Source organism: Leptospira semungkisensis (assembly GCF_004770055.1).
GTDB lineage: Bacteria > Spirochaetota > Leptospiria > Leptospirales > Leptospiraceae > Leptospira_B > Leptospira_B semungkisensis.
In genome coordinates this window covers 1,398,369-1,423,540 of record NZ_RQEP01000005.1, presented here as the reverse complement: position 1 = coordinate 1,423,540, position 25,172 = coordinate 1,398,369, and the positions used below count along the sequence as shown (strand labels likewise).

General features: G+C 42.7%; 22 protein-coding genes. 8 read left to right on the top strand and 14 right to left on the bottom strand.

Features of this window, described 5'->3' with window-relative positions:
- Window positions 1-114 precede the first annotated feature (114 nt).
- The 3 genes from EHO59_RS06840 to EHO59_RS06830 are packed head-to-tail and all read left to right on the top strand — an operon-like array spanning window position 115 to window position 2,900.
- Window positions 115-1,158, top strand: coding sequence for a mechanosensitive ion channel family protein (locus tag EHO59_RS06840; protein ID WP_135586007.1), 1,044 nt, complete (start codon window positions 115-117; stop codon window positions 1,156-1,158).
- 33 nt (window positions 1,159-1,191) lie between these two features.
- The gene (locus EHO59_RS06835; protein WP_135586005.1) at window positions 1,192-2,046 is read left to right on the top strand and encodes an LA_0991 family prenyltransferase-like protein; all 855 of its coding nucleotides are present in this window, start codon (window positions 1,192-1,194) and stop codon (window positions 2,044-2,046) included.
- A 50-nt stretch (window positions 2,047-2,096) separates the two neighbouring features.
- Complete coding sequence (locus tag EHO59_RS06830; RefSeq protein WP_135586003.1) at window positions 2,097-2,900, top strand: SDR family oxidoreductase; 804 nt, start codon at window positions 2,097-2,099, stop codon at window positions 2,898-2,900.
- A 195-nt stretch (window positions 2,901-3,095) separates the two neighbouring features.
- Here the strand turns inward: EHO59_RS06830 and EHO59_RS06825 are convergent, their stop codons facing one another.
- The 7 genes from EHO59_RS06825 to EHO59_RS06795 form a co-directional block, all read right to left on the bottom strand.
- Window positions 3,096-4,046, bottom strand: a complete 951-nt coding sequence (locus EHO59_RS06825) for a class I SAM-dependent methyltransferase (protein ID WP_135586001.1) — start codon at window positions 4,044-4,046, stop codon at window positions 3,096-3,098.
- Window positions 4,047-4,150: 104 nt separating this feature from the next.
- The gene (locus tag EHO59_RS06820) at window positions 4,151-4,699 is read right to left on the bottom strand and encodes a C40 family peptidase (RefSeq protein ID WP_135585999.1); all 549 of its coding nucleotides are present in this window, start codon (window positions 4,697-4,699) and stop codon (window positions 4,151-4,153) included.
- A 48-nt stretch (window positions 4,700-4,747) separates the two neighbouring features.
- Window positions 4,748-5,686 (bottom strand): alpha/beta fold hydrolase, encoded by a 939-nt coding sequence (locus tag EHO59_RS06815; protein ID WP_135585997.1) that lies wholly within the window; start codon window positions 5,684-5,686, stop codon window positions 4,748-4,750.
- A 21-nt stretch (window positions 5,687-5,707) separates the two neighbouring features.
- A complete protein-coding gene (locus tag EHO59_RS06810; RefSeq protein WP_135585995.1) occupies window positions 5,708-6,508 on the bottom strand; it encodes an SDR family NAD(P)-dependent oxidoreductase in 801 nt (266 codons plus the stop codon).
- On the bottom strand, window positions 6,505-7,353 hold the full coding sequence (locus EHO59_RS06805; RefSeq protein ID WP_135585993.1) for a metal-dependent hydrolase: 849 nt from the start codon (window positions 7,351-7,353) through the stop codon (window positions 6,505-6,507). Before EHO59_RS06805 ends, EHO59_RS06810 begins: the two co-directional genes overlap by 4 nt.
- Before the next feature lie 41 nt (window positions 7,354-7,394).
- On the bottom strand, window positions 7,395-8,342 hold the full coding sequence (locus EHO59_RS06800) for a M24 family metallopeptidase (RefSeq protein WP_135585991.1): 948 nt from the start codon (window positions 8,340-8,342) through the stop codon (window positions 7,395-7,397).
- A 77-nt stretch (window positions 8,343-8,419) separates the two neighbouring features.
- Window positions 8,420-9,514 carry an AraC family transcriptional regulator gene (locus EHO59_RS06795; RefSeq protein WP_135585989.1) on the bottom strand — a complete coding sequence of 365 codons (1,095 nt, stop codon included), beginning with the start codon at window positions 9,512-9,514 and terminating at the stop codon, window positions 8,420-8,422.
- A 128-nt stretch (window positions 9,515-9,642) separates the two neighbouring features.
- Here EHO59_RS06795 and EHO59_RS06790 point away from each other — a divergent pair, with 128 nt between their 5' ends.
- A complete protein-coding gene (locus EHO59_RS06790; RefSeq protein ID WP_135585987.1) occupies window positions 9,643-10,926 on the top strand; it encodes a citrate/2-methylcitrate synthase in 1,284 nt (427 codons plus the stop codon).
- Between the two features lie 208 nt (window positions 10,927-11,134).
- On the opposite strand, the gene EHO59_RS06785 is transcribed toward EHO59_RS06790, so the two are convergent.
- From EHO59_RS06785 to dusA, 4 genes are all read right to left on the bottom strand, one after another.
- On the bottom strand, window positions 11,135-12,121 hold the full coding sequence (locus EHO59_RS06785; protein ID WP_135585985.1) for a cytochrome-c peroxidase: 987 nt from the start codon (window positions 12,119-12,121) through the stop codon (window positions 11,135-11,137).
- 102 nt (window positions 12,122-12,223) lie between these two features.
- Window positions 12,224-13,975, bottom strand: a complete 1,752-nt coding sequence (locus tag EHO59_RS06780) for a 7TM-DISM domain-containing protein (RefSeq protein WP_246052678.1) — start codon at window positions 13,973-13,975, stop codon at window positions 12,224-12,226.
- Window positions 13,976-14,196: 221 nt separating this feature from the next.
- Window positions 14,197-15,138 carry an MBL fold metallo-hydrolase gene (locus tag EHO59_RS06775; RefSeq protein WP_135585983.1) on the bottom strand — a complete coding sequence of 314 codons (942 nt, stop codon included), beginning with the start codon at window positions 15,136-15,138 and terminating at the stop codon, window positions 14,197-14,199.
- Window positions 15,139-15,186: 48 nt separating this feature from the next.
- Window positions 15,187-16,236, bottom strand: coding sequence for a tRNA dihydrouridine(20/20a) synthase DusA (dusA, locus tag EHO59_RS06770; RefSeq protein WP_135585981.1), 1,050 nt, complete (start codon window positions 16,234-16,236; stop codon window positions 15,187-15,189).
- A 183-nt stretch (window positions 16,237-16,419) separates the two neighbouring features.
- On the opposite strand from dusA, the gene EHO59_RS06760 reads away from it, so the two are divergent.
- From EHO59_RS06760 to EHO59_RS06750, 3 genes are read left to right on the top strand one after another with little or no spacing between them, the layout of a single operon-like run.
- On the top strand, window positions 16,420-17,337 hold the full coding sequence (locus tag EHO59_RS06760) for an LIC10647 family lipoprotein (protein WP_210413031.1): 918 nt from the start codon (window positions 16,420-16,422) through the stop codon (window positions 17,335-17,337).
- Window positions 17,334-19,298 (top strand): bifunctional tRNA (5-methylaminomethyl-2-thiouridine)(34)-methyltransferase MnmC2/FAD-dependent 5-carboxymethylaminomethyl-2-thiouridine(34) oxidoreductase MnmC1, encoded by a 1,965-nt coding sequence (gene mnmC / locus EHO59_RS06755; protein ID WP_135585979.1) that lies wholly within the window; start codon window positions 17,334-17,336, stop codon window positions 19,296-19,298. The genes EHO59_RS06760 and mnmC overlap by 4 nt, the downstream gene beginning before the upstream one ends.
- 2 nt (window positions 19,299-19,300) lie before the next feature.
- Window positions 19,301-21,169 carry a RecQ family ATP-dependent DNA helicase gene (locus tag EHO59_RS06750; protein ID WP_135585977.1) on the top strand — a complete coding sequence of 623 codons (1,869 nt, stop codon included), beginning with the start codon at window positions 19,301-19,303 and terminating at the stop codon, window positions 21,167-21,169.
- Window positions 21,170-21,183: 14 nt separating this feature from the next.
- Here the strand turns inward: EHO59_RS06750 and dinB are convergent, their stop codons facing one another.
- Both dinB and EHO59_RS06740 read right to left on the bottom strand, forming a co-directional pair.
- Window positions 21,184-22,281 carry a DNA polymerase IV gene (dinB, locus tag EHO59_RS06745; protein ID WP_135585975.1) on the bottom strand — a complete coding sequence of 366 codons (1,098 nt, stop codon included), beginning with the start codon at window positions 22,279-22,281 and terminating at the stop codon, window positions 21,184-21,186.
- Window positions 22,282-22,320: 39 nt separating this feature from the next.
- A complete protein-coding gene (locus tag EHO59_RS06740; RefSeq protein ID WP_135585973.1) occupies window positions 22,321-23,046 on the bottom strand; it encodes a ComF family protein in 726 nt (241 codons plus the stop codon).
- Between the two features lie 100 nt (window positions 23,047-23,146).
- Between EHO59_RS06740 and EHO59_RS06735 the strand changes: the two genes are divergently transcribed.
- On the top strand, window positions 23,147-24,460 hold the full coding sequence (locus EHO59_RS06735; RefSeq protein WP_135585971.1) for an LA_0442/LA_0875 N-terminal domain-containing protein: 1,314 nt from the start codon (window positions 23,147-23,149) through the stop codon (window positions 24,458-24,460).
- 35 nt (window positions 24,461-24,495) lie between these two features.
- Here EHO59_RS06735 and EHO59_RS06730 read toward each other — a convergent pair whose 3' ends face one another.
- A complete protein-coding gene (locus tag EHO59_RS06730) occupies window positions 24,496-25,158 on the bottom strand; it encodes a TetR/AcrR family transcriptional regulator (protein WP_135585969.1) in 663 nt (220 codons plus the stop codon).
- Between the last annotated feature and the right edge of the window lie 14 nt (window positions 25,159-25,172).

The following is a 25,172-nucleotide window of genomic DNA, read 5'->3' as shown; positions in this document are numbered from 1 at the left end:
TTTTCCTCCCGCAACCTGCAGAGTTCTTTTCTGATCTTGCCGCGGGTTTGACACATAATTCAGGTCGCATCATTTTTTCTTTTCATCGAATTCCTAAATCTTAATTTGGAGTCCATGAGCGAACTCAGATTGATTTTAGAATCTCATTGGATACTCGGACTCGCATCCGTCGCGTCCGGAATACTTCTGGGTTATCTCTTCGGTGGTTTCATCGTCCCTCGTTTGGCCAGATCTCTTACGAAAGATGCTTTAGATACCGAACATCCTTTGTATCTGGCCCTTCTTTCCTTTGTGAGACTCTTGTTTTTAATATTCGGTTTATATACAGCTCTGCGAGTCGTTCCACTAGGACCGGATACGAAGGAAAACTTTTCACTCTATCTGAAGGTATTCTCTATTCTGATCTTCACAGTGTCTTTAGCTAGAGTGGGATCGGGAGCATTTGCACTCTATTCAACTAAGACAGAGGGACTTCTTCCATCCGCGTCTATTTTAAACAATATAGTTCGGATGCTGATCTTTTCCACTGGAGCATTAGTCGCTCTTCAAACGTTGGGAATATCGGTGACCCCAGCATTAACTGCATTGGGCGTCGGTGGTCTTGCGTTTGCCTTAGGACTACAGGAAACATTATCCAGTTTATTCGCAGGCTTAGGAGTTCTCTTAGGAAAGAAGGTCTCGGTAGGAGATTATATTTCGTTAGAAACAGGAGAAGAAGGTCTGGTAGAAGATATCAACTGGAGAACTACTTCTCTCAAGAAAGGAAACGGAAGCACGATCATCATTCCTAATGCAAAGATGTCCAAGACAACATTTACAAATTATAGTCTTCCTAATTCGGGGCTTTGGATTACGATAGAGTTCAGTGTGGATCCGAGGATTGAAACGCCGAAATTAGAAGAAGTGGTCTTGGATTCCGCAAGACAAGCTTCCGATCAAATTTATCCAAAGAAAGAATTTGGATCTCAAGTGAATCTCATTTATAAATCTTTAGGATCGACTAATATGGATTTGGCGGTGAATATCTCGGTCCAAGATATAAAACATTCTCAGCAAATTAGATCCTTCTTCATAAAATCCTTGCACTCTAAATTCAAATCGGAGGGAATCGGTATCGTATCTCCGGAAACTTCCAAAATAAAAGCAAAGGGAAGCTAATCTAACCTACAGATTTTGTCGTAAAGTAAACGTATGCTCCATTTCTTCGAAAACAGGGTTTGGTTCTATATCCACGTTCTTAGTCTGGATATTTGCTTAGGAGTGCTCGGCTCAGGAGCATTGGCGACTGCAGTCACCGGCGCTCGTATGAAAACCGCATGGTGGCTTCTTCTTCCCTTAAGCGTTTGGGTAATCTACACTTTGGACCATCTCTTGGATGGAAAGAAGGTAGGCGCAAATTCGGTGAATCCTCGTCACAAATTTCACTACGACCATTTTAGGATCCTAAGCCTTCTCTGCGGGATTGCCGCAGTCGTCTCCTTGGTACTTGCCTTCTTACTCTTAAGAGAGATCGTATTGTTGGGAGGAGTACTACTCTCTATATTAGCTTTTCTGCATCTAGGTTTAGCTCGTTGGGGGAAGGTCCGCTTCGGAAAAGAATTCTCCGTAGCTCTGATCTATACCTTGGGAGTTTGGTTCGGCCCTCTTCTAATCGTAGGATTTCGTTCTTGGACGGTCCCCATTCTTCTCTTCCTATTCTTCTTAGGAACCATCTTAAATCTGATTATGAATTCTCTAATGGAAGCAGAGTTAGACGCTAAGGAAGGTCAGGTCTACTTATTAGGGGCTCTTTCTCCCAAGCTTGCCAGAGAATGGGTATTACGATTGTCCTTGCTTGGATTCTTAGTCGCATTAGTATTGGCCGCCGGAATACGAAAGCTTGCGCCGGGAGGTTCGATCACCTCTGCCTTAGTGGTCGCCTTACTCTGCGCAGTCCCGGGCTGGATATTACGTTATGCGGATAAATTCCAAGATTCCTCCAAATACAGAATCTTGGGCGAGGGAGTTTTTATCCTCGGGCTGATCCCTTGGCTCTTGAATTGGTAAGATTTTCCGGGAAATAGAATACGGTTCAATTTCTAATATTGGAGACTGACATGTCAGATTTTTTTAAGGACAAAGTAGTTTGGATCACTGGAGCTTCTTCCGGGATCGGCGAATGCTTGGTAAAAGAAGCAGCAAGAAGAGGAGCGAAACTAGTTCTTTCCTCCAGAAGAGAGAAGGAGCTGAAAAGAGTTCGAAAAGATTACGGTCTGACGGACTCGAACAGCATGATCCTTCCTTTAGATCTGCAGGAATATAAAAAGCTCGGAAAGGTCCCTACTCAAGTAATCAAAAAGTTCGGGACCATAGACGTTCTGATCAATAACGGAGGGATCAGCCAAAGATCCTTGGCCCATGAAACATCATTAGAAACTTATGAAACTCTAATGAAGGTGAATTATTTCGGAAATATCGCACTTACATTGGCCGTTCTTCCTTATATGAGAAAAGCGAAGAAGGGATGGATCTCTTCTATCGCAAGCGTTGCGGGTCTTATCGGAGTTCCTCTGAGAACAGGATATTCTTCTACAAAATTTGCACTTACAGGTTTCTTTGAAGCACTGCGTGCAGAAAACCATAAAGAAAACATTAAGGTTACCTTAGTGTATCCTGGTTTCGTGCGCACGAATATTTCGAATAACGCTCTTAAAGGAGATGGAACTCCTCAAAAGAAAATGGATAAGGTGATCGAGAACGGGATTGATCCGGACGAATGTGCGCGCAAGATCCTAGACGCGATTGCCGCCGAAGATTTGGGAGTGATTATCGCCGGAGGCAAAGAAAGATTCGGATTATTCCTCAGACATTACTTCCCGAATTTCTTTGCGAAGTTTTTAGCAAAGACCTCAGTGACCTGAGCGAGTTGAAATAAAATTTTCGACCAAGCACGGAATATTGATTCCGTTTGAAATTCGCGGAGGGTGTTCCCCACCCTCGTTTGGGTGGGGGCCGGTGTGGTGGTACCCCAAAAGCCTTACCACAAATCCACTTCTTTGACAATGAATTTTTTCAACTAAGCCTTTCTGTGGGAACTCTTGCAGAAAGGCTTTCTATTATTTTCTCATCCGCCAAACGGAACGGATCTTCTCGTTCCTAAAATCTTCAGGGTGAGTTTGTTTAGTTAGATCCACTAGATCTTCCCAAAGGAGTTCGTCGGGATCTATTTTAAATTTTCTGAAATTAGTGGAAAAGAAGAGAATCGCTCCCGGTTCCGAAAAATCCTTAAAGAGAGAATTCAATAGAAAAGGGTAATCCCTTTGTATATCGAATATATCTCTCATCTTCTTACTATTTGAAAATGTAGGAGGATCCACCATAATAAGATCATACTTGTTACGACTCGGGTTCGTTCGTTCTCTCTTCAGCCATTCCCCGATATCTTCTCTTAGAAATTCATGCTCATCGGGATCGATCCCGTTGAGTCGAAAATTCTCCCGAGACCAATCCAAATATTTCGGCGACAGATCTACGCTTGTGACTTGCTTAGCTCCTCCGGAAGCGGCATACACGGAGAAGGAGCCGGTATATGAATATAGATTGAGTACTTTTTTACCGAGAGCTTCCTTTCTAAAAAGTTCTCTCGTTACTCTATGGTCCAGAAAAAGACCCGTATCCAAATAATCGCTTAGATTCACCTTAAATGCGAGACCTCCCTCTTTGACTTGCAGGGAAATCTCTTCGCTACTTAGTTTTTCATATTGCTGGTTCCCTTTTTTCTGTTCTCTTTTCTTCCAAAACAGTTTTTCTTCAGGAAGTTGCAGTATTTCTAATATAGAATTTCGAACTGCAATCCTTTCCGTTTCTCTTTCCTCTTCGGACAGGGGATAAGAATTCAGGTATTCGGAAACCTGGCAATAATCCTCATAGAGATCTATAGAAATAGGAACTTGGGGAATGTCCCGGTCATAGATGCGAAAGCAGGTGATTCCCCTTCTTCTCGCCCATTTTTTCCAATGCTTGCTCATACGTGCCAAGCGATTGGAAAACATTTCAAGATGCTTCATTGATCCCGTTCTTTCGGATTCCAAGCATTGTTATGCAAGACATTCCTGATTTCATCTCCGATCATTTCGGAGCCCAGGAGAAGAATGTCAATCCTTAAGAAGTCTTACAATCTGCCGGCAGATACGAAACGGGTTTTATAGTAGGGCTCGTCGAGAGAATTGACTGTGACTCCTCTGACTACGGAAGCATGCACAAATTTTCTATCCTTGAGATAAACTCCTACGTGGCTGATCTTTTCTCCGTAAATATTGAAGAAAACAAGATCTCCTTCTTTCAGATCTGATTCGGAGATTTTCTTGGCTTGCTTGGCTATACTTTCGGAGGAACCGGAAACATTCTTGGAGTATGCTCTTTGCACGAGCTTAGAAGTCAGAGTGGAACAGTCGATCCCTGATTCATCTTTGCCGTTATCCTTATGAGGAGTTCCATACCAATAGTAAACTCCTCTGAAAAGTTCTTCATTATCGGAAGAACTGATCTCTAAGTTCCATTTCTCAGTAAAGAATCTATTTAATTCTTTGGGGGAAGGATGATTGGACTGTTCCGCGACAAGCACTAAGGCAAAGAACGGAAGGGCTATAAATGTAAGCCCTTTCGTCTTCGCACTGACAAATTCTAAAATCTGGATTAGTCTTGCCTTGATCGCGGACATGCGAATGAGACCTGCAATGTCCGGATCGGTTTCCTGATTACGAAAAAATTAACCGATCTCCCAAACGAATTCTCGTATTCTTTCGCTCACTGTATCAGGCATGGTTCTTTGGATCCAGTGATTGCTATCATAAGAATATTCCTTATACGAATCACAGATCCTTTCGTGTAATTTGTATAACTCCGGTCGGATCGCAAAATCTTTCAGCGGGATCAGCACCTGCACAGGAGGCTTAATATGCAGAGGCTCAGGATACTTCTCTCCTCTTAATAACTCTCTATACAAATTGATCGTATGAGTTGAAGAGTCTATGATCTCCGACTTAGTCTTGTTTCTAAGAATGTCTCCCTTGGGAACTCCACCGATATTCATGGTGAACTTCCAAAAGAATTTTGCAAAGGTCTTCCAGATCCATTCCGGAAGGAAAGGAATTTGGAAATACAAGATGTACCAAGATCTTCTTAACTGAGAGAGTGCCTTAAAAAGAGAGATTGGATTTCCAGAAAGAGCCAATTGGAACGCGCTGGATCTTCCCAGAATAGGATGAGGTCCTCCCATTGCAGTATACGATTTCGCCCAAACAGATTTCTGTTCGTCCGCAACAAATGCCCAACTGATCAACGCTCCCCAATCATGGGCAACAACATGCACAGGCTTGTCATTCCCCACGAATCGGATCACTTGTACCAGGTCCTCAAAGATGCGACGAACGTTATACGCCTTTTGCTGAGAAGGCTTACTGGACTTACCGGAACCTCTCAGATCCAAAGCAGCAACATTATAATCTTCTTTCAAAGATTCCAATTGATAGGACCAGATCCTATGATCATCCGGATATCCGTGAACAAAGAGTATCGTAGGACGATTCGGTCTTTCCTTTGAAGTGTGATTGTACTTCACATACAGGGAAATATCTCCGTTGGATACGAATGTCTCTTTGAAGTTTTCCGTTTTGGTTTTTGTTTCTTCCGTTTGGGTCGCAGTCATATTTTTCGCCTCCTTTGATGATCAAGAAAAGCTTTGGGCAAGCCTTTCCATTCCTCTTAAGAACCCTGGAGAGAGCCTCGTTAGAAAACGAAGCATCTTCGCAGTGAATCCAGGGAATACGTGCATCTTTCTCTTTTCCATTCCTCTAACGATCGCGCGCACTACCATCTGAGGACTGTCTAAAATGGCAGAAGGCACTACCTTCTGTTTATCCGATCCGAATTGTTCCGATTTTAAGATATTCGTATCCGCAAAGAAAGGATACACGTTAGTCGTGTATACACCCTGTCTTCTATAGCCTGAATCTAAGGCTTCGCCTAATGCCCTAATACCGAATTTAGAAACGGAATAATAGACCAATTCGCCAGGAGCAGTAATGCCTGCGCAGGAGGATAGATTTACGATCTGGCCGTATTTTCTTTCCAACATTGCAGGAAGAAATAAACGGCTTAAGTAGATAGGAGCGTATAAGTTCACATCCAGGATCAATTTCCATTTTTCCATAGGAACATCCAATAATCTTCCCATGAATGCAAGGCCGGCGTTATTCACCAGAATATCGACTTTCGGATTGATCTTGGTCGCTTCTTTGAATGCCTTACTACAACCAGCTTCGTTACTAAGATCCGCTGCAAAGGATCCAAGGATTTTTCCGGATACAGTCTTTGCATCTCCGAGATAAAATTCCGCCTTAGTTTCAGGAGCCTTCATATCCGTGAGAATGAGATTTGCTCCCTTCTTCAATAATTGTCTGGTTAACTCTTTTCCGAAACCACCGCTTGCTCCGGTGATTAAAATATTTTTACCGCTTAATCTGCTCATGCAATTTCCTTATATCTATGTTCAGGCGCTTCGAATATGGCCTTACTCAATTCCAAATTGTCTTCCTGTTCCGGATGAAAGCCGGGACGGAAGTATCTGAAGAATGCCCCAAGCGCATGAAAGAAGACCTTTTCATCTATGAAAATAAAACGGAAAGCGTCTTTTCTAGTTTTCCATTTAAAAGTCAGGCCTTCTTGCCATAGAAGTATCTCCGCACCAATAAATGTTGCGGCCCAGAAAACCACCGTAACTCCTAAGAATGCAATGATCCTTCTGAAATAATTACCGCTTATATCTAAGAACACATCGTATGCAGCTGACTTATGCTCAATCTCTTCGGCAGCATGCCATTCCCAAAGACGTTTCATCTCGGACTCTGCCTTATCCAATGCACGGATCTGAAGACCGATCGTTGCCACGAGAGAAGTATAATGCTCCGCGCCGGCAGTGATCGCCAAACACATCTTAGAGGAAGAGAATCTTTCTACGAAGTTTATAAAGAAGGAATTCACAAAATCGGTAAACGCGCTGATCTTGAAACCTTGATCCTCCAGGATCTTCCAGGTTTTCTTATGCTCCCCAGCATGCTGCGCTTCCTGACCGATGAATGCTTTCGCATTTCTAAGAACTCTAGGATCTTTGATGCTTGGTAGGAATTTTTGGATGCTTCTGATAAAGAACCTTTCTCCATCCGGAAAGAAAAGAGTCCAAGTATTCAATACATGGGTCTTGTATGCAGAATGGTCCATCCAATGTTTGCTCGTACCATTCTCGCTAAATTCGAATTTAGGCTTTCTCACCGGATAAAAATGAAAATCCTTATCCTGTAAAATTTCACTCTTCATCTTTTTAACCTTTAGATTTTTATAAAATACGATTCTAAGGATTAAGCGGGCACTTTTATCTTAGAAGCTTTGGCGTTTGTCTTTCCGGATTTCTTTTCTTTCCAAAGACGAACATGAGGAAGATCCTCATCCAACCAATACGCAGTGGATTCAGTAACTACTAAGATCTCTTCCCATTTGGCACCGAAGGATTGAGATTCCTTGCTTCCGGTATAGATCTTTCCGATATGAGGCTCCACTGCCCAGAGTCCTGGCTCTGCTCTGAAATCGGAACCTTCTCCCCAAAGAGGAGAGTGACCGGAAACTCCCGGGACTAAGTCTCTTAACATTTGTGGGAACAGATAAGCGAAGGTTTGGAAAGGGAATCCGTTGATCCTTCCCCCTGGAATATTGTAAGCAGGCAGTCTTCCTACCTTGTGACCTAGAACTCCTTGGGGATAGATCGCATGACAATTCACATAACCGGAAGCACGAATACGAGCATCCACTTCCAAGTAGATCTCGGATAAGGTTCTTTCTTCCAAGACTCTTCTTAGGATCAGCTCTCTATATTCTTCTAGATGAAGAAGTGCTTGATCATGTTCCTTATTCTCTCCGAAAGAAAACGCATAACCTACGTCAGCTGCTCTTCCTGCGAATGTGGGAGCCACATCTAGGATCACCGCCATCCCTTCTTCCAGTCTGCGATTGGATGGTTGGAACTTTCCTCCGAAATGAGGAAGTATCCCTTCTCCCTTTCTGAGATAGTTCAAGGAAAGAGGTCGTTTGAATCCTCTGAATGCGGTTCTGTCTCCAAACCAGGCAAAGCCGTAATGAAAGAAAGAAGTGCCGCCTGCGCGTAGAACGTACTCGTCAATCTTCTTTGCTGCTTGCTTCTCCGTAATGCCGGGAACCAATTCTTTTCTCACAGCTTCTACTGCTTCGTAAGCAAGAGCTTGGACTTTTCTGTAGGATTCTAGTTCTTCTTTCGGATAGGTTTCCACGGACATACTGTCTTCTCCGCAAACCCGCTAAATTGCGGGGAAGGTTTTATCCTAACCGATATGTGAAAACGGATCGTCCGAACTTATAGTTTGCTACCCTTTTTTCTCCATTCTAAAGGAGTCATGCCTGTGATTTTTAGAAATTGAGCGTTGAATGTGGACTTAGTATTGAAACCTACATCGTACGCGATCGAGAGAACTGTCCTTTCCAGATCCTCAAGTAATAGAACTTTTGCTTCTTCCACCCGATACGAATTCAGGAACTCGTTGAAATTCTTTCCGTAAGTTTCGTTCAGAATCCTAGAAAGTTGATGAGGAGAGATCAAAAGTTTCTCCGCAAGATCTTGGATCTTCAGAGCTTCTTCTCTATAAAGCTTATCCACTTCTACCAATTCCCGAATTCTGGTATGAACTCCGTCCAGATCCAATCCGTGGATCTGGGTCTTCTCGTATCTTTTCTGACGGATCTCCGATTTGAGAGAAATAAAGAAGTTCGGATAGCGAGCTGTGAATAAGAAAACCAGAACAACGCCAAGAGTCTGGAAAGAAGAACCCGTCGCGAGAAGCACCTGGCTCTTTAGAAAATATCCGAACCAACAGAGCTGGATCGTCGCAAAGATCACAAAAAGGATGGTATATACCAGAGAAGAAAGAGGGATCTCAGTCTCTTTAGAGATCTTACGAAAGAAAAGCCAGATGCCGATCGAGTAAACAGTTTGGTGAATGGAACCCAAGATAGTGACCCCGGTCAGAATATCCACCTTGGAGCCTAACATCGCATTTCGAATGTACTCTCTCAGAGTCTCTGCCGGAAGAAATATATAAGAGATGATCTCTCCCAAAAGCAAGATACCCGCTGGAAGATAATGAAGACGGATCTCTATCTCCCGGTCCAAGGCGAACTGCACCATATTTCTAGAGACTAGCAGAATCGTCGGCCCGACAGCCCAGACTGCAGGAAAGAAAACCGGCCAAGCCCAGATATATTCTGCCGACTCCGGCACTAAACTTAAGCCCAATCGACTCTCGACCAAGGCGAGAATGACTGCTAAGAAAAAAAGTCCTCCCGGTAAAACGCTATCTCTCTTTTTCGCAAGCTCCATTGCCGCGAGAAGAAGACAAAGACCGGTCCCAAACTGGATCCAAAAATGAAGTAAAAATGTGGGAAGAAGCTGCAAGAAGGAATTCCCCGAAACTGCAGGAAAGAAAAACCTTCGCACCTAGTTTTGTCCAGTCGAAAGGGAAAATTCATAAGAACGCCGGAAGGAAGGTTGACTCTTCTGCCCTTCTCAAGTTTCCTAACGGTATGAGCGACTTCGTGGAATTGAAAGTTGGGGACCAGGTCCACCGCCTTCCCTTGATCACCGGAACCGATGGCAAGAAAGGCATCGATATCAGAGAACTACATAATAAGACCGGGCTTACTTCCTACGATCCCGGTTTCTTTAATACGGCTTATGCCCAGAGTAAAATTTCCCGCAGAGATCCTTTAACCGGAGATCTGCATTATAGAGGCTACGATATAGCCGAGCTAGTGCACTATTCTTCCTTTGTGGAAACCAGTTATCTTCTGATCTATGGAGAACTTCCAACAGAGAAGCAACTCAAAGAATTCTCCATGAAGCTTTCTAAGCACAGCTTGATCCACGAAGACATGATCAATCTCTTTGACGGATTTCCGGGCAAGGCTCACCCTCTCGCAGTTCTTTCCGTAATGGTTTCCTCTCTTTCTAGTTATTACCAAGACGAGTACGAAGAGTATCTGGATAGAGGGATAGATCAAGCAGCCAGGCTTCTCGCAAAGATCCGCACGATTTCCGCATTCTCATATAAGAAGATGATCGGACAACCTTTCGTATATCCTTTGGATCGTCATCCTTACTGTACGAATTTCTTATACATGTTGTTCTCCCTTCCTTCCTTAAAGTATCAACCTACGGAAGACCATGATAGGATCCTAAATCAGCTTTGGATCCTGTATGCGGATCACGAACAGAACGTTTCCAATACGACTGTCCAGCTCATCGGTTCCACTCAGGCAAATATTTTCGCCTCGGTATCTTCTGCCATCAATGCTCTCTGGGGTTCTAGAGAGGGAGGAAGACAGGTCGCAGCAGTTGAATTGATCGAAGACATCATCAAGTCCAAATTGAGTGTACCTGAATTCTTCGAAAGAATGAAGAAGGGAGAACTCGCGTATCATTCTACTTGCTTTGGTCATGACGCATACAAGGTAAAAAGCAAGCGCTCCACTATCGCTCAAAAGCTATTCGTTGATTTCTACAAACAGAAGAAATTGGATCCGATCGCAGAGATCGCATTGCAAGTAGACGAGTATGTAAGCAAGGATCCTTTCTATCTAGAAAAGAATCTGTATCCGAATCTGGAGTTCTATAGCGCTATCTTATTTCATAGTTTAGGAATTCCTAAAGAACTCTTTACCGCTATGCAGACGATCGGAAAGCTTCCTGGTTGGTTGGCTCACTGGAGAGAGCAAAGATTGACTGTAGATTCTTCGAACAAAGTACGTCCGAAACAGATCTATACCGGCGAAACTCCTAGAAAGTACAGACAGATCTTAGAAAGATAATTCGAATCGAAAGAAATAACGCGAAAGCAATCTTTTCGCGTAACTCTTTTCATTCATTCCGATCGAGCGCGGGAGATTTCCGAAAGAAGAAGTCACCGCGCTTTTTCTATTAGAGCGTCCAAACAGGTAGGCAAAAAAAAACCGATCCCTCTCGGAATCGGCCTGAATAGGTTTCAATTCTGTAAGTTCGATTGTATTCGATCTATAATTAATTAGACCGATTTTTATCCGATAATGCCTTCAAGAAAGATACTATCGAACCAGCCTCTTCGGAGGAAAGCTCTTTTCCGAGCTGCAAATATGCCATTTTTTTCACGGCATCCTCTAAAGTAGCTACCTTTCCATCATGGAAATACGGAGCAGTAAGAGCAATATTTCTGAGAGAAGGTACTTTGAAGAAATAGAGATCTGCATTATTCTTAGTAACTACAAACCGACCCTTGTCTTCTGTATTCTCATACGGATGAACTTGTCCAAGTTTGCGGAAGCTATTTCCTCCCAAAAGTGGTCCATTATGGCATTGGATACATCCGGTATTGATAAAGGTCTCTAATCCTTTTTGCTCATCGGAAGTTAAAGCGCGATGATTGCCTGCTTGGAACTCGTCAAAGCGATCCTTTGTGATCAAGGTTCTTTCGAAGGAAGCAATCGCTTCTGCCAAATTGTCGTAAGTGATTTTCTTTTCCTGATCCGGGAATGCCTTAGCAAATGCCTCTACATACTCAGGGATTTCGGAAACCTTCTTCTCGACTGCAGCCTCGGAAGGCATTCCCATCTCCACCGGATTGAGGATCGGACCTTTTGCTTGCGCCTTCAGGTCAGCCGCTCTTCCATCCCAGAACTGAACGAAATGAAATCCTGCATTGAGAGAAGTAGGAGAATTCCGATCTCCATTCTTACCCAAGGCTCCGGGAGAAGTCGGTAGATTATCCACTCCCGCAGACTTGCCTTGGATCCCATGGCAGGAACTACAAGACTGAGAGTCATTGATAGAAAGACGTTTTTCAAAGTAGAGTTTCTCTCCTAAAGCGATGCGCTCAGGAGTATCCTTTTCTGAACCTGGCATTTTAGCCGGAAGGACTCCGAAGGTCCTTTTTGCATCTTCCATTAGCTGTTTTGTCTTCTCGGAGGGGCCACAAGCCACCAATAGAGCCAGGAAAACCAGGCCTAAGGGGAATAATCGTTTTGGATTCATTGTTATCACCACAGATTAGAATGATTCTAATTCTGTGTAGAATCTACTTTTTCGGCACCGAGGCAAGTCTTTTTCCGAATTCGTTCGGGAGATGGACGAAATTTAGACAGGAATCGGTGGAATCCGAAGTTCAAACTCGAATTTCGACGACTCACTCAGTAAAAAGAACCGCGCACCTAACTTCTCTGCCCTGTTTTTCAGATCCGCCTCGAGTTGCTCCGGAATATCTTCTTTAGATTGGCTTGGCCCAGACATAAAGATACGAAGAAGAATAGCGTCCCCTTCCTTTCCCCAAAAGATCTTAGATTCACCTTCTCGAGCCGAACCGATGCGGATCGCGTCCTTGAAAATCCTCTGCATTTGGAGACACTGATCTATTCTTAAAAACTGAGAAACGGAATGGATCTCGGAATGAGCAAAGTTCGGAGTTCTTTGGATGAAGCGTTTCATCTCCAATTCCACTAACTCTTCTTTTCCACCCTGATGATGCATTAGATCCAAAATATCTCTTACACCTGTGAGTGTTTGGCTGAGTTCGTTCTTCAATTTTCCAAGAGATTTATCGGATCCGTCCTTAGCTTCCAATTGATTCATGAGGGAATGAAATCCTTTATCCAAGGATTGATCGACTAACGCAGCATACTTAGATTTTTCTTCAGCGTTTAATCTCAATTGTTCGTTGTACTTGGATTGGAGCTCTACGAATTCCTCCGCTTTTTCCAGATCCTGAGTGAATCGCAAAGATATAATATAGGAGTTGAATGCTATAAAACCAACGAGAGCGATCGGAAAACTATAAGGGATCAAGAAGTAAAACTCGGAGATCCCATAGATCACATCATTCATCATAGAAACTGCGAGAATGATCCCGGAAAGGAAAACAGTTCTTGCTCTGGTCTCATTTGCTTTCCAAGCAAATCCTAAAGGGATCATCAGTGCTAAACTATAAAAAGGAGGAACATGCATGAAGAAGGAATACACGTAGATCAGATTCTCTTCGTCCAAAACAAAAATGGAAAGCAAGAAGACAGACATGCTGGACATGAGGATTGCGAGCCACTTATGACTGAATTGTTTCGGATACATGATCCTCAGGATCAGATAAACGGAAGGAACGAGCATCACCTCGCAGAAATATTCCAATCGGATCCTTAAATCCAAGGAAAGTTCCGGGGTTAGAAAATATTGCAATCCGGAAGTAACAAAAGTATAAAAGGAAACCAGAAAACAAAAGAACGCAAAGAATAAGGGAGTGGTATCCTTTCGATACGATGCGAAGAAGATCAGATGGTACAATCCTACCGCGAAGATAATCGTAATGAGTGCAGTCTCATAGATATTCTCCAGCTTGATCTTATTCCGGACAGTATCCAGATCGCCTAATATGAATTCGTTACGTATCCCTCCTTTGAGGAAATTTCCCTTATAATTAGAAACATTTACTACAAGTTCCGAATTCGTTCCGCTTTCTACCGGATAGATCTGTGAGCTTGGATGAGCAAGAAACTCAGTACCATTTCTATCTGTTCCGTTGATCCCATTCGCAAAGATCAATTTCTTATTTAAATAAACAGAATATACTCCTGGAAGCCTAGGCACCAAAATTCCTAAACTACTTTGTTCAGGAGAAGTGCGAATAAAAAGACGATAGGTTCCGTGCCCTTGTTTGGTAAACTGAGGAGAATATTCCCTCCAGATCCCAGGAACGGGAAAATATTCTCCGGTAGAAGGATAACCTTTTTCGGGAGAATACAAACTTGCCCAATGGAATTCCCAATCTCCCTTTAAGGGAAAGGCCTTTCCCCAATGAGGAATAAAGCGAATATCGAACTCACCTTTGTAAGCTCTGGGCATCTCTCTGCCTTCTTGCCTACAAGAAATAAGGATCGCGAAAAGGCAGATCAAAATAGGAAATAATTTATACCTGTATATTCGCACGGAAAGTCCACTCACAAAGTATATTCAAAAAATTCTAATTAAGGAAATCAAATGAAAAACATCGCCTAAGATCCACTATACTAGGTTCTGAATCGATGCAAGAACTTTAAGCAGATTTAATACTTAAGGGATGAGGATCACTTAACTGACTTTCTAGATCTTTCAATCTTGAAAGCGATCCCTTGTGCATTGATCTGTGCATCGAAGCCTATAAACCTTTCTTCCTTCTCACCAAAAGGAAGTTTACGAATCCGGATCTGATTTTCCAAATAAGAACGAACTCTAGTTTCGCAAAAAGCAACCAAGGTCTCTCCCTCGAATCCAGTCTTGATCGCAGAAGTCCATATATTCTTCATCGCGATAATCCCTTCCTTCATTTGAGAAGCTCCTGACCTGATATCTTCCCAGACTCCGAAATGAGTCAGATACGCCTTATCCGCTCCCGTACCCAAGATTTTATCAATGGAGAGCAACGCTTCTTCCGCATCGAAATCAGTGGGCGTGGTGGAAGGATATAAAAGAGAATCCTTATCCTTTCTGAACAAAGTGTATCCTAGACCGAATGTATCTCCGGTAAAGATACCGTTCGTAAGAGAATCATATATACAAAAATGATGATTTGCATGTCCTTTTGTATGAACGAATTTGAATGTTCTTTTTCCCCAGGAAAGTTCCTCTCCGTCATTCATGTTTCGAACTCTTTCTTTCGGAACAGGTTTGATCTCTCCGTATAACTTATAAAAATTCTCTTCTCCATAAACTTGGATGGAGCTTTTGATCAGTCTGCTCGGATCTATGAGATGAGGAGAAGCTTTCGGATGAGAGAGCACTGTCGCGTTCGGACAATGAGAGAGCAATTCTCCAGTTCCTCCCGCGTGATCCAAATGAACATGAGTGATGATAATATAGTCGACCGCGTCGAAGCCAAGACCTTCTTCTTTCAAAGCGTCCAATAATAGAGGAACCGCAAAATTCGTATTATTCTCCACAAATGTGGCACGATCTCCGTCTATCACAAGATAGGCGCAGGCAAGGCCGGACTCTACATATCCGCAATCAATGGTCCGAATTTTTTCCAAGGGATTCTCCGAAAGAATGGTTCGAAGAGTTAGACGAGAAAGCTACAATCAAACCACAGATTCTAGGGCAGTAAGAGAAAGAGACTCTTCCGTTTCCAATCTTTGATCCATATATTCAGGAGAAATGGACTCCAATGCCTCGAGCAAAAGCTTAGGACCAGGATTAGAATGCATCTTTTCGGTAAGGATGCGGCGATAAGAACGAGCCCCACGGACCTCATGGAAAGCGCCTAATAGATGTTTTAGGATCCGACTCGGCTTTTCTCCTTGCTCGGTCTTTTTAGAGACGTATTCCTGCATGGTATCGAAGACTTCTCTTCTCGTGATCATACGAGGGGATGCTTGGTAAAACAAACGATCCACATTCGAGAATAAAAATGGATTCTCATACGCCGCCCTACCGATCATGATTCCATCCACTTTCGTTAGGTGAGAAGAGATATCCTCGAGGGTCTTCACTCCCCCGTTCAATTCAATGACTAGATCGGGATATTTTCTTTTGATCTCGTATACGTCTTCATAGCGAAGAGGAGGAACACTACGATTCTGAGCTGGACTCAAGCCTTCTAATATTGCGATTCTTGCATGTACTGTGATCCGTTTTGCCCCTGCCAGACTCACTTTTCGAACAAACTCGGAGAGGTCCTCAATGCTTTCTTTTCCAGGAACTCCAATCCTGCACTTTACTGTGACAGGCAGAGAAGTTTTGGAATCCATTGCGGATATACAATCTGCAACACGATCCGGATCCTTCATCAAGCAAGCTCCGAAATTCCCTTCCTGAACTTTATCGCTCGGACAACCTACGTTTAGATTGATCTCAGAGTATCCGTACCCTTCTCCTATGCTGGCACATTCTGCCAATGCATTCGGATTATCTCCACCTAACTGTAGAGAGAGCGGAGCTTCTTCAGGAGAAAATAAAAGATGTCTGTCCTTATCTCCTCTTAAAATGGCTCCCGTTGTAACCATTTCAGTGTACAATAAGGAATACTTGGAAATCAATCTGAGGAAAAAACGAAAATGCTTATCCGTCCAGTCCATCATAGGAGCCACGGAAACGGGATACAGAATAGGCTTTTCTTTCTTTGAATTCATGGAAGGCCGGATAGTACGATCCTCAGTTTTGGGCTCAAGCAGTCAAGCCCCATGAAATCGACTTGGTTTGATTTGCAAAGATTTCATTTTGGTCCTGCGATGTATCTTAAGAGACGAAATACGTCTATCCTGCTTTCGATTTGGATTCTTGGGTCCGTATTCTTTTCATTTTCCTGCAAGAGTGTGAGCCAGGTATTTGATACGATCGTAATCAATGCCGGAGCGGAGTATACGGCTCTTAATTTCTTCACTCATCCCGCAACGGTAGAAGGAGCTCCTGTTCGTAAATTTACGGATAGAGCCTCCGATCCAGAAAGCAATGTAGTGAGTAGGGATTCCAACGTTACGAGAGCTTATTACTCTATAGGTTCGGTCCCAAATAGGATCCCCGGCACCAAGGATATAAAAGGATTCTTTTCTTTTTTGAGCGGACTTGCCTGGTCCTTTAACCTGACTTCTCCTCGTACTTATCGAGGTAATTTAATCAACTATCCTGACGACGGAAGACATTATAAGACTCCCGAAGAATATTTGATGAATCAGTTATTTCCTCTTCCTTCTCAACTTGGAAGGAATATGGAATATGTTTATGAAGATTATCAGATCTATTTCACTTTGTATCTAGGCTATTACGAAGGACAAAATGTTCATTTCGGGGTTGGACCAGTTTATGGTCTCGCCTTCTATCGGATGGATATACTTCAGAATGATACTAGAATATCTAGCGTAAAGAATGAGGTCCAGGATCTAAAGGGCCTTAGAGTATTATTCGAATATAATATAGGTCAGTATTTTCCGGATACTATTCTATACAATGCTTACTTCTTCGCAGAGATCACAAGCTTAGGTAGCATGGATGGAAGAGGAATGCAGATCAGAAACCAAGTTACTACAGCGAACAATCTTCCTGCACCTTCTCTCTATATGACAATGACAACATACAGATTCGGTGTCAGAAAGGAATTACAACTTTCGAAAGAAACTCCCAAAAAGGAAGAAGGACCTGCCTACCCTCCTCTCAAGAATCTTCCCTCTGCAGGATTGCCCAAGAAAGAAGGGGATATACAAACCACTTCCTCCGAAACGGAAAATCCAGGATGATACATTGGAAGGACAACGGGACTCCTGTCTCGGCCCAATTTGATGATATCTATTTCTCTCCGGAGAATGGACTAGAAGAGACCAGACATGTTTTCTTAAGCGGAAATCAATTAGAAGAAAGATGGTCCTCTTTTACTTCGAATTCTCATTTTTCTATTTTAGAATTGGGTTTTGGCACAGGCTTGAATTTTTTAGCAGCATGGCAGCTCTGGAGAAGATCGAGAGAAGGTTCCGCCATTTCCGTTCTTAGATTCGTTTCTTACGAACTATATCCATTAGAAATCCATGAAATTCAAAAAGCAATCGAAGTATTTCCTGAACTTTCGGAGATACTGGAACTTTTTTTAGAAAAATATAAACTACTCGTTCCTGGCTGCAATTCCTTTGTCTTTGAAAAAGAAAAACTAATACTGGATCTTTGGATTGGAGACGCAAGAGAACTTCTCCCGGAAACATCCGGAAAATTCGATGCATTCTTCTTAGATGGATTCGCTCCTTCCAAGAATCCGGAACTTTGGGAGGAAAAAATAGGAATTGAGATCGGAAGATTAGCAAATCGGAATGCTACCCTCTCCACATTTACCGTAGCAAGAGCGGCCAAAGAAAGCCTTACCAACGCAGGATTCACTCTCAGAAAAGAAAAAGGCTTCGGAAGAAAAAGAGAAATGCTAGTCGGGAGTTTCGGGTCCGAAATCGTTTCGGAAAAGAAAGAACTTCCATTTTTACATCGCAACTTCGATCCGATTCGACCTAAGAAAGTATTGGTCGTAGGAGGAGGATTAGCCGGCGCCGCAGTTGCAAGAGCTCTTGCCTGGAGAAACATCCAAGTAGAAATCTGGGACGAAGAAGATGAGATGCGTGCTTCTTCCATTCCAAATGCAGTTTCTCATCCTCATCTTACAAAATATCCTACACCTACCAGCCTCTGGACTCTTAGAGCACTCGGTCATTCCCTACGTCGCTATCCGGATCTATTAGACAGTCATTCCTATTCTATTTCGGGAACAATCCAACTTGCAGGAGAGGATCTTCCTTGGGATCGATTGGAATCAGGGATCAAGAATCATTCTCTTTCCCAAGAGATTGCTCAAGAATTAGAAGAAGACTCTCCTCAGATAAAGCAGAAACTTCCGGAAAACTCCAAAAGCGTTCTGTATCCTTCCGGATTCTGGACAAACACACCGGATCTAGTGAAAAGTTTATGCAAACATTCTAATATACTTTTTCAAAAAGGAAAGGTCGCCAAGATCTCTCGCAGAGAAACTTCTTGGTCCTTACTCGATTCCAATGGGAACGAACTTGCCTCTGGAGATGCTTTAATTCTTGCGAACTCTTTCGGGATAGAACCGTTACTATCCACTCTCTGGGAAAATCTTCCATTCTCCCTCACCAAAGTACGGGGACAATTGGAAGTATTAGAAGATCCGAATGTGATTTCTCAAAACTCTCCTATACTCGTAGGAGAAAAATATCTGACTCCTAATGTAAAAGGCAAAAGGGTTTTAGGCTCAAGCTTTGACGAATTCCATTTGGATCCGAATCCTAGCGAAAAGGACAAGGAAGAACTTCTAGAATACGCTAAAAAGACTTTCTTGGATACTGAATGGGAAAAGGTGAAAGTGAGCGCAGAATTTGTAGGCTTACGTTCCCAAACAAAGGATAGATTTCCGATCTTAGGCCCTGTCCACGAAACCGCAACTTTTGAAAAAACATATTCTGGCATCGGACTCCCTAAAAACCAAAAGAAAGAATTCCCAATTTTAGAGCCGGAAAAGAACCTGTATGTGTTCGGCGGTTTAGGTTCTAGGGGAGTATTGACTTCCTTATTGGGGGGTGAGGTCTTGGCGGCAATTCTTTTGGGAGAACCATTACCGATCGAAAATAGCTTGTACTCTTCCTTATCTCCTGCCAGATTTCTATACCGTAAGATCCGAAACTTGGAAACAAAGGGAGAAGTCTAAGTTTGCCTTCCGAAGTAAGAAACGCATTCTCTTCTAAAGAAGAAGATTGGAAAAAATTGCTACTAGAGCATTTCGGATTTTCTAGTTTCCGAAAAGGCCAATGGGAATCAATCCGAGCAATCGCTTCCGGAAAAGATGTATTGTCCATCCTTCCCACCGGAGGAGGAAAATCACTCATCTACCAACTTCCTTCCTTCTGGAACGAAGATAAACTTACCATAGTGATCTCTCCACTCATCGCTCTCATGAAAGACCAAGTGGACGGACTAAAAGCAAGAGGGGTACAAGCAGCCTATTGCAATTCCAGCCAAGATGAATTGGAGCAGGTCAGGATCTTATCCGCTGCCGCCACCGGAAAGATTAGAATTTTATATATTTCTCCTGAAAGAGCAGTCTCTCGTTCTTTCTTAAACCTTCTTCCTAAATTGCCTGTAGCACTTATCGCAGTAGACGAAGCGCATTGCGTCTCTCAATGGGGACATGATTTTCGTCCGGAATACAGAAAGTTGCATAGCCTTCGTTCTTCTCTTCCCGAAGGAACACCCTGGGTAGCGTTAACCGCCACAGCAACTGATAGAGTAAAAAAAGATATCTCGGATAGTCTTGGGCTCAAGGAACCTTCTCATATACAAGGAACCTATGCCCGTGAAAATCTAAAATTCTCCGTTCTTTATCCGGAGTCCGAAAGAGACAAAGAAAGCACTCTATTATCCATATTAGAAAAAAATCATTTTCAAAAATCCACTTCAGGAAAAGCAATTATCTATTGCGCAACCAGAGCTAAAGTAGACGAGCTATACGATCTACTTCGAAAATCCGGCTATAAAGTGGGAAAATACCATGCAGGCAGAACGGATTCCAGTCGAGAAAAGGCGCAAGACGGATATAGTACCGGAAAAACAAACGTGCTTGTGGCAACTAACGCGTTTGGAATGGGATTAGACAGTCCGAATGTAAGGCTGGTCTTGCACTACCAAGTCCCTTCTTCCTTAGAAAGCTATTACCAAGAAGCGGGTCGCGCAGGAAGAGACGGAAAGCCTTCCGATTGCGTCTTATTCTTTTATCCGGCAGATCTAAGCGTTCAAAGTTTTTTACTCTCCAAAGAAGCCAACTATAAAGGCGGAGAAACATTACTCTCTCATGTAAAATCGTATGTAAGCTCTTCTGATTGCAGACAAAAGATACTTTGCAATTATTTTGGAGAAGAAATCCATTCTTGTGGATCCTGCGATGTTTGCCAGGACTCCAAAACTTCTTCCGTGGGTCGATTGGCTTATATGGAAAGAGAAAGGATCAAATCCGAGAAGAAGAAGGAGAGAGAATCTCATTCTTTCAGCTCCGATGAACAAAGATCCATAGAGGGATTGATCGCAGAGTATCCTGCGAAATTCGGAAAGAAGATCCTGGCCAGCGCGCTCAGAGGTTCAAAATCTAAAGATGTTTTAAGAAGAAGGCTAGACAGATCCGAATTCTATTCTTCATTGCAACATGTTCCTGAAGAATCCATCCTCAAACTATTAGAAGATTGGCTCCAAGCCAAGAAGCTCTCCATCAAAGGGGACAAATATCCTAAGATCTATCTAACTTCCGTTGGAAAACCGAAGCCTAATAAAAAAGATACGGAATTCGCTCCTAAGAAGAGCCCATTATCGGGAGACAAACTTCTTCTGAAAGAATTGAAGAACTTCCGAGACAAAATCGCTCGCAGAAAAAAATGGAAGAAGTTCATGGTATTACAAAATCCTGTTTTAGTTCGTATCGCCTCGCAAAAGCCTGAAACTTTAGAGGATCTCATCCTAATCAAAGGAATGGGAGAATCGAAAGTGCAACAGTATGGAAAAGAGATCTTGGAGATTTTAGAAAAATTCTGAGAGCAAAACTTCTTTCAAAAGAGAGAAGGAAACAGATCCTCTTCTTCCGATTTGAAGATTGCTTTAGAGTTCGTTTCTGGATGAGAAAGACTTAAGCCAAGTAAACGGATAGGAAACACTGATTTACCGGTATCGAGTAGAAATTCTTCTAACAACTTACTTCCGATCCGATACAATTCATTCTTGTCCAAGTAAGAATAATCCGCAGTGATGCTTCTTGTCTTTTGGGAGAAATCGGAAAATTTTACCTTCAGAGTGATTGTCTTTCCCGCAAACGGTTTCTTGAGAAGTCGACTTTCCAATTCTTCTGCGATATCCGCGAGTTCTCTTAGCAATTCGGAACTGGTCTCCAGATCGCTTGCAAAAGTAGACTCCGCTCCTAAAGATTTTCTTTCTCGCAAAGGCTCTACAGGCCGATCATCCAAACCTCTGCAAACATAGTAAAACCATCTACCCGACTTTCCGAAATTTCTTTCTAGCGTTTCCAAGCTCTTGGACTTGAGATCCTTGCCGCTGCGAATGCCAAGTTCATTCATTTTTTTTAATGTAACCTTGCCCACTCCGGGAAACACTCCCACATCCAAGGCTTCGATAAACTGATCCACTTGCTCCGGACGCACAATCGTCATCCCATTCGGTTTGTTTTGGTCGGTGGCAACCTTGGCTAAGAACTTATTGATGGAAACTCCCGCAGAAGCAGTGAGTTGCGTCACTTCCCAAATCCTTTCTCGGATCTCTTTGGCAACTACACTCGCATACTGGATATTCTTTTTGTTTTCGGTAACATCTAAGAATGCCTCATCCAGAGAAAGCATTTCGACTAAGTCGGTGTATTCTAAGAAAATACTCCTGATCTGCGATGATACCTTACTGTATGCTTCGAATCTAGGAGACACAAAGATCCCGGAAGGACAAAGTCTCGCAGCCCTAGAGCAAGGCATTGCGGATCGAACTCCAAATTTGCGCGCCTCATAACTGGCTGCAGATACGACTCCCCTAGAATCAGGAGGACCTCCTACGATCAAAGGCTTTCCTCTATAATCCGGATTGTCTCTTTGCTCGACCGAAGCATAGAATGCGTCCATGTCTACATGTAGAATCTTTCGAAGCATCCAAGATCTATACTAAACGGATATATAGATTCGTCAAGTTCAATCTACCGTTCTAAGGTAGGTCAAAACATAGACCGACTTGGCCCCGTTTTGCTTTAAGACCCTACTCGCCTCATTCACACTTGCACCGGTTGTGAAAACATCATCTAGAAGAAGGATCCGTGAAGGACATCGATTCTCCCAACTTGGATGGATCTTCCAGGACCTATAAGCATGAAAGAATCTCTCCGAGAAACTCTTTCCAGCCTGCTTTTCTGCACTCGATTTTAATAGAGGTTGTATAAAAGGAATTCCTAATATATCCCTTGCTTCTTTGCAAAGCCTGGAACTCGCTAAAAATGGTCTTTCCTTTCCAGAACTCCAGCTTCTCTTCTTGAAGGAAGGAAGAATCACACAGGCGTCAAATTCCAATTCTTTCAATTTCCTTAATATCTTTCTGGAACCTGAAGAGAGAAATATCGAAAGAGTGAACTCTTTTCTGGACTTTAGGCGGTTTAGAATTTCGCTTAACAGATCATTTCGATCCCGAATACTGAGTGCCCTATCAAAGAATATATTACGAGAATCGCAAAAAACACATGCCTCTTTTCCCTTCAATGGGGAAGAACAAACATTGCATCGGGAGAAGGCACCGATTCCTCTCGTTTTTCGAATGCATTCCCCGCATAAACCTAATCTTAAGGAAAAGAAATCCTCCTTTCCGCAAATCCCGCAAAGGATCGGGAAGAATATATTGAGCAAACGTTCTAATACTTTTATCTTCATGCACAAACAGGTAGGAGAGAAATAAGTCTGCTCGTCTTTTTATTATATATAATTAAATAAATTATTGAGATATTTATAATATCTGTTGCGATTTGGTCCAATGTTATCCTCTCGAGTGAAGCTAACTGTAATTGTAATATTCTTTCTTCTTCCTTTTATAGGATTAATAGCTGAGTTGCAAACCATCTATCTGAGAAACGGCCAGATACTGAGAGGAGAAGTGATCCAGCAAACTGCGACTTCTATGCAGATCAAGTTAGAAGACGGTAAGATCCTTAAATTAAATAAATCTGAAATACAAAGAATTAGCTTCAAAGAACCGACCGCTAAAGAAAAGAAAGACGCTGAAGAAAAGACAAAGCAAATCGCTCCGACCCAACCGGAAGTAGTACAGGAACCTTTGCCTACTCCATCTTCTTCTCCTGCAATTGCAGCGATCCCGATCACAGAAAGTCCATACTATATTGACCAAGCCAAAAGAAATGATCTTGAGCTCTATTTCGGAGTCGGAATGGGAAAATACCAGCCCGCTCCTGCTGATTTCTTAGACAAGGTGCAGAGCGTCGTGAATCTTATTTCGGGAGGCGGCGCTACCGTGGTGGGAAATCCTTCCATACATGCGATGCCTGCTGAAGTATACGGAGCGAATTATACTTGGAAGAGATTCAGCGGAGGATTGAGCGGGATGCACGTCCAAAGCAAGGGATCGCATCGAACTACAAGTTACACCTCGACGGATACAGTGGATATTTATGGAAGTTATCCGGATAAACAAAGTTCCTTAAAGGGAGATCTTTCCTTTTTGGCGTTTACAAGTTTGCGCGTGGATCTTCGGCCAACGATCGGATACCAATATTTTTGGGCCAAAAGCCAAGACCCTGGTTCTACTGTACAAGATACCGATGCAGCGGGCCTAAGTTTTTTCGGGAACTACCAGCAAAACTTTACCGAACATCTTAGAGGATATTCCTACGGCTTAAAGGCTTCTGTGCGTATGAGAGAAAGATGGGAAAATAGATTTGAGGTCAATGCGCTCTCACTGAACGGAGACCAGAATGGTAATGTGACCATCACCCTTCTACATCCAACCAATCCCGCCGCCAATGATATCCAGCAATTAAACCAACCTGCTTTCTGGAAGGCGAAAGGATTCCAATTCTCTTATAGACTTTATTTTAAATACACTCCTACGCTTTCTTTTTGGACGGGGTTCCAAGCATACGAATGGAAATACAGTTTGGATTCTTATACCTTGAATATTTACAGCGCTGCGGGGAGCGGATCTTCTCCTCCCGACCAAGTCCTTCTTCAATATTTCATAATAGGCCAAGCCGCCAAAAGTGTGTCCGCTTCTAGCAAGACAACCATTCTGGAGTTCGGGATTACAAAGCGATTCGAATTCTCTTCAAAATAATTCCGCTAGTTTGCTTCTTGAGAATTTTGATTAGATTATTTCTTCTCCAAGGCTCTGCGAATAAAAGATAGAATTCCTTTCACGACCTTCTCATCGTTATCCACATCCTTACCTAAATAGATATTCATTCTTTCTCTATAATATTCAGTAGCATAAGAAAATTGAAGTGTCATAAAAAGATTATCGATACAGAAGGCAAAGACTTTCTCGTCAACTTCCTTCCCAACGACTCCTGATTTCTTAGCATTCGCAATCAAAGAAGTATAAACTTTTGCGGAAATACTTTCTAACTCCGAAGAGAGTCCACGGATCAGATCGGAATTTCCTTCTGCGGTGATCTCATTGTATAATCGAATGATATCTTGATTTTCTCTGGAATGCTTTTGGATGATTCGAAGAATGCTTTCAATCTTTCCAAAGAGATCATTCTCATCGTTTAAAACTTGCTCTAAGGTTTTTTCTAACTGATTGATCCCGTATCCAACTGCAGTGAGAAAGAAATCCTCTTTCGTATCGAAATACTTATAAAGAGAACCGACACTGATGCCTGCCTTCTTCGCAATAATATTCGTATTCGCGTTATTAAATCCGCGGTTTGCAAATTCAGCAATCGCCACGGATAAGATCCGAGTTCTTTTTTCCTCGGGGATTTTATCGAAAGTTTCCCTATTGTATTTAGAAGGAGTAAATTCTGTCACAGTTTGTGCCTATA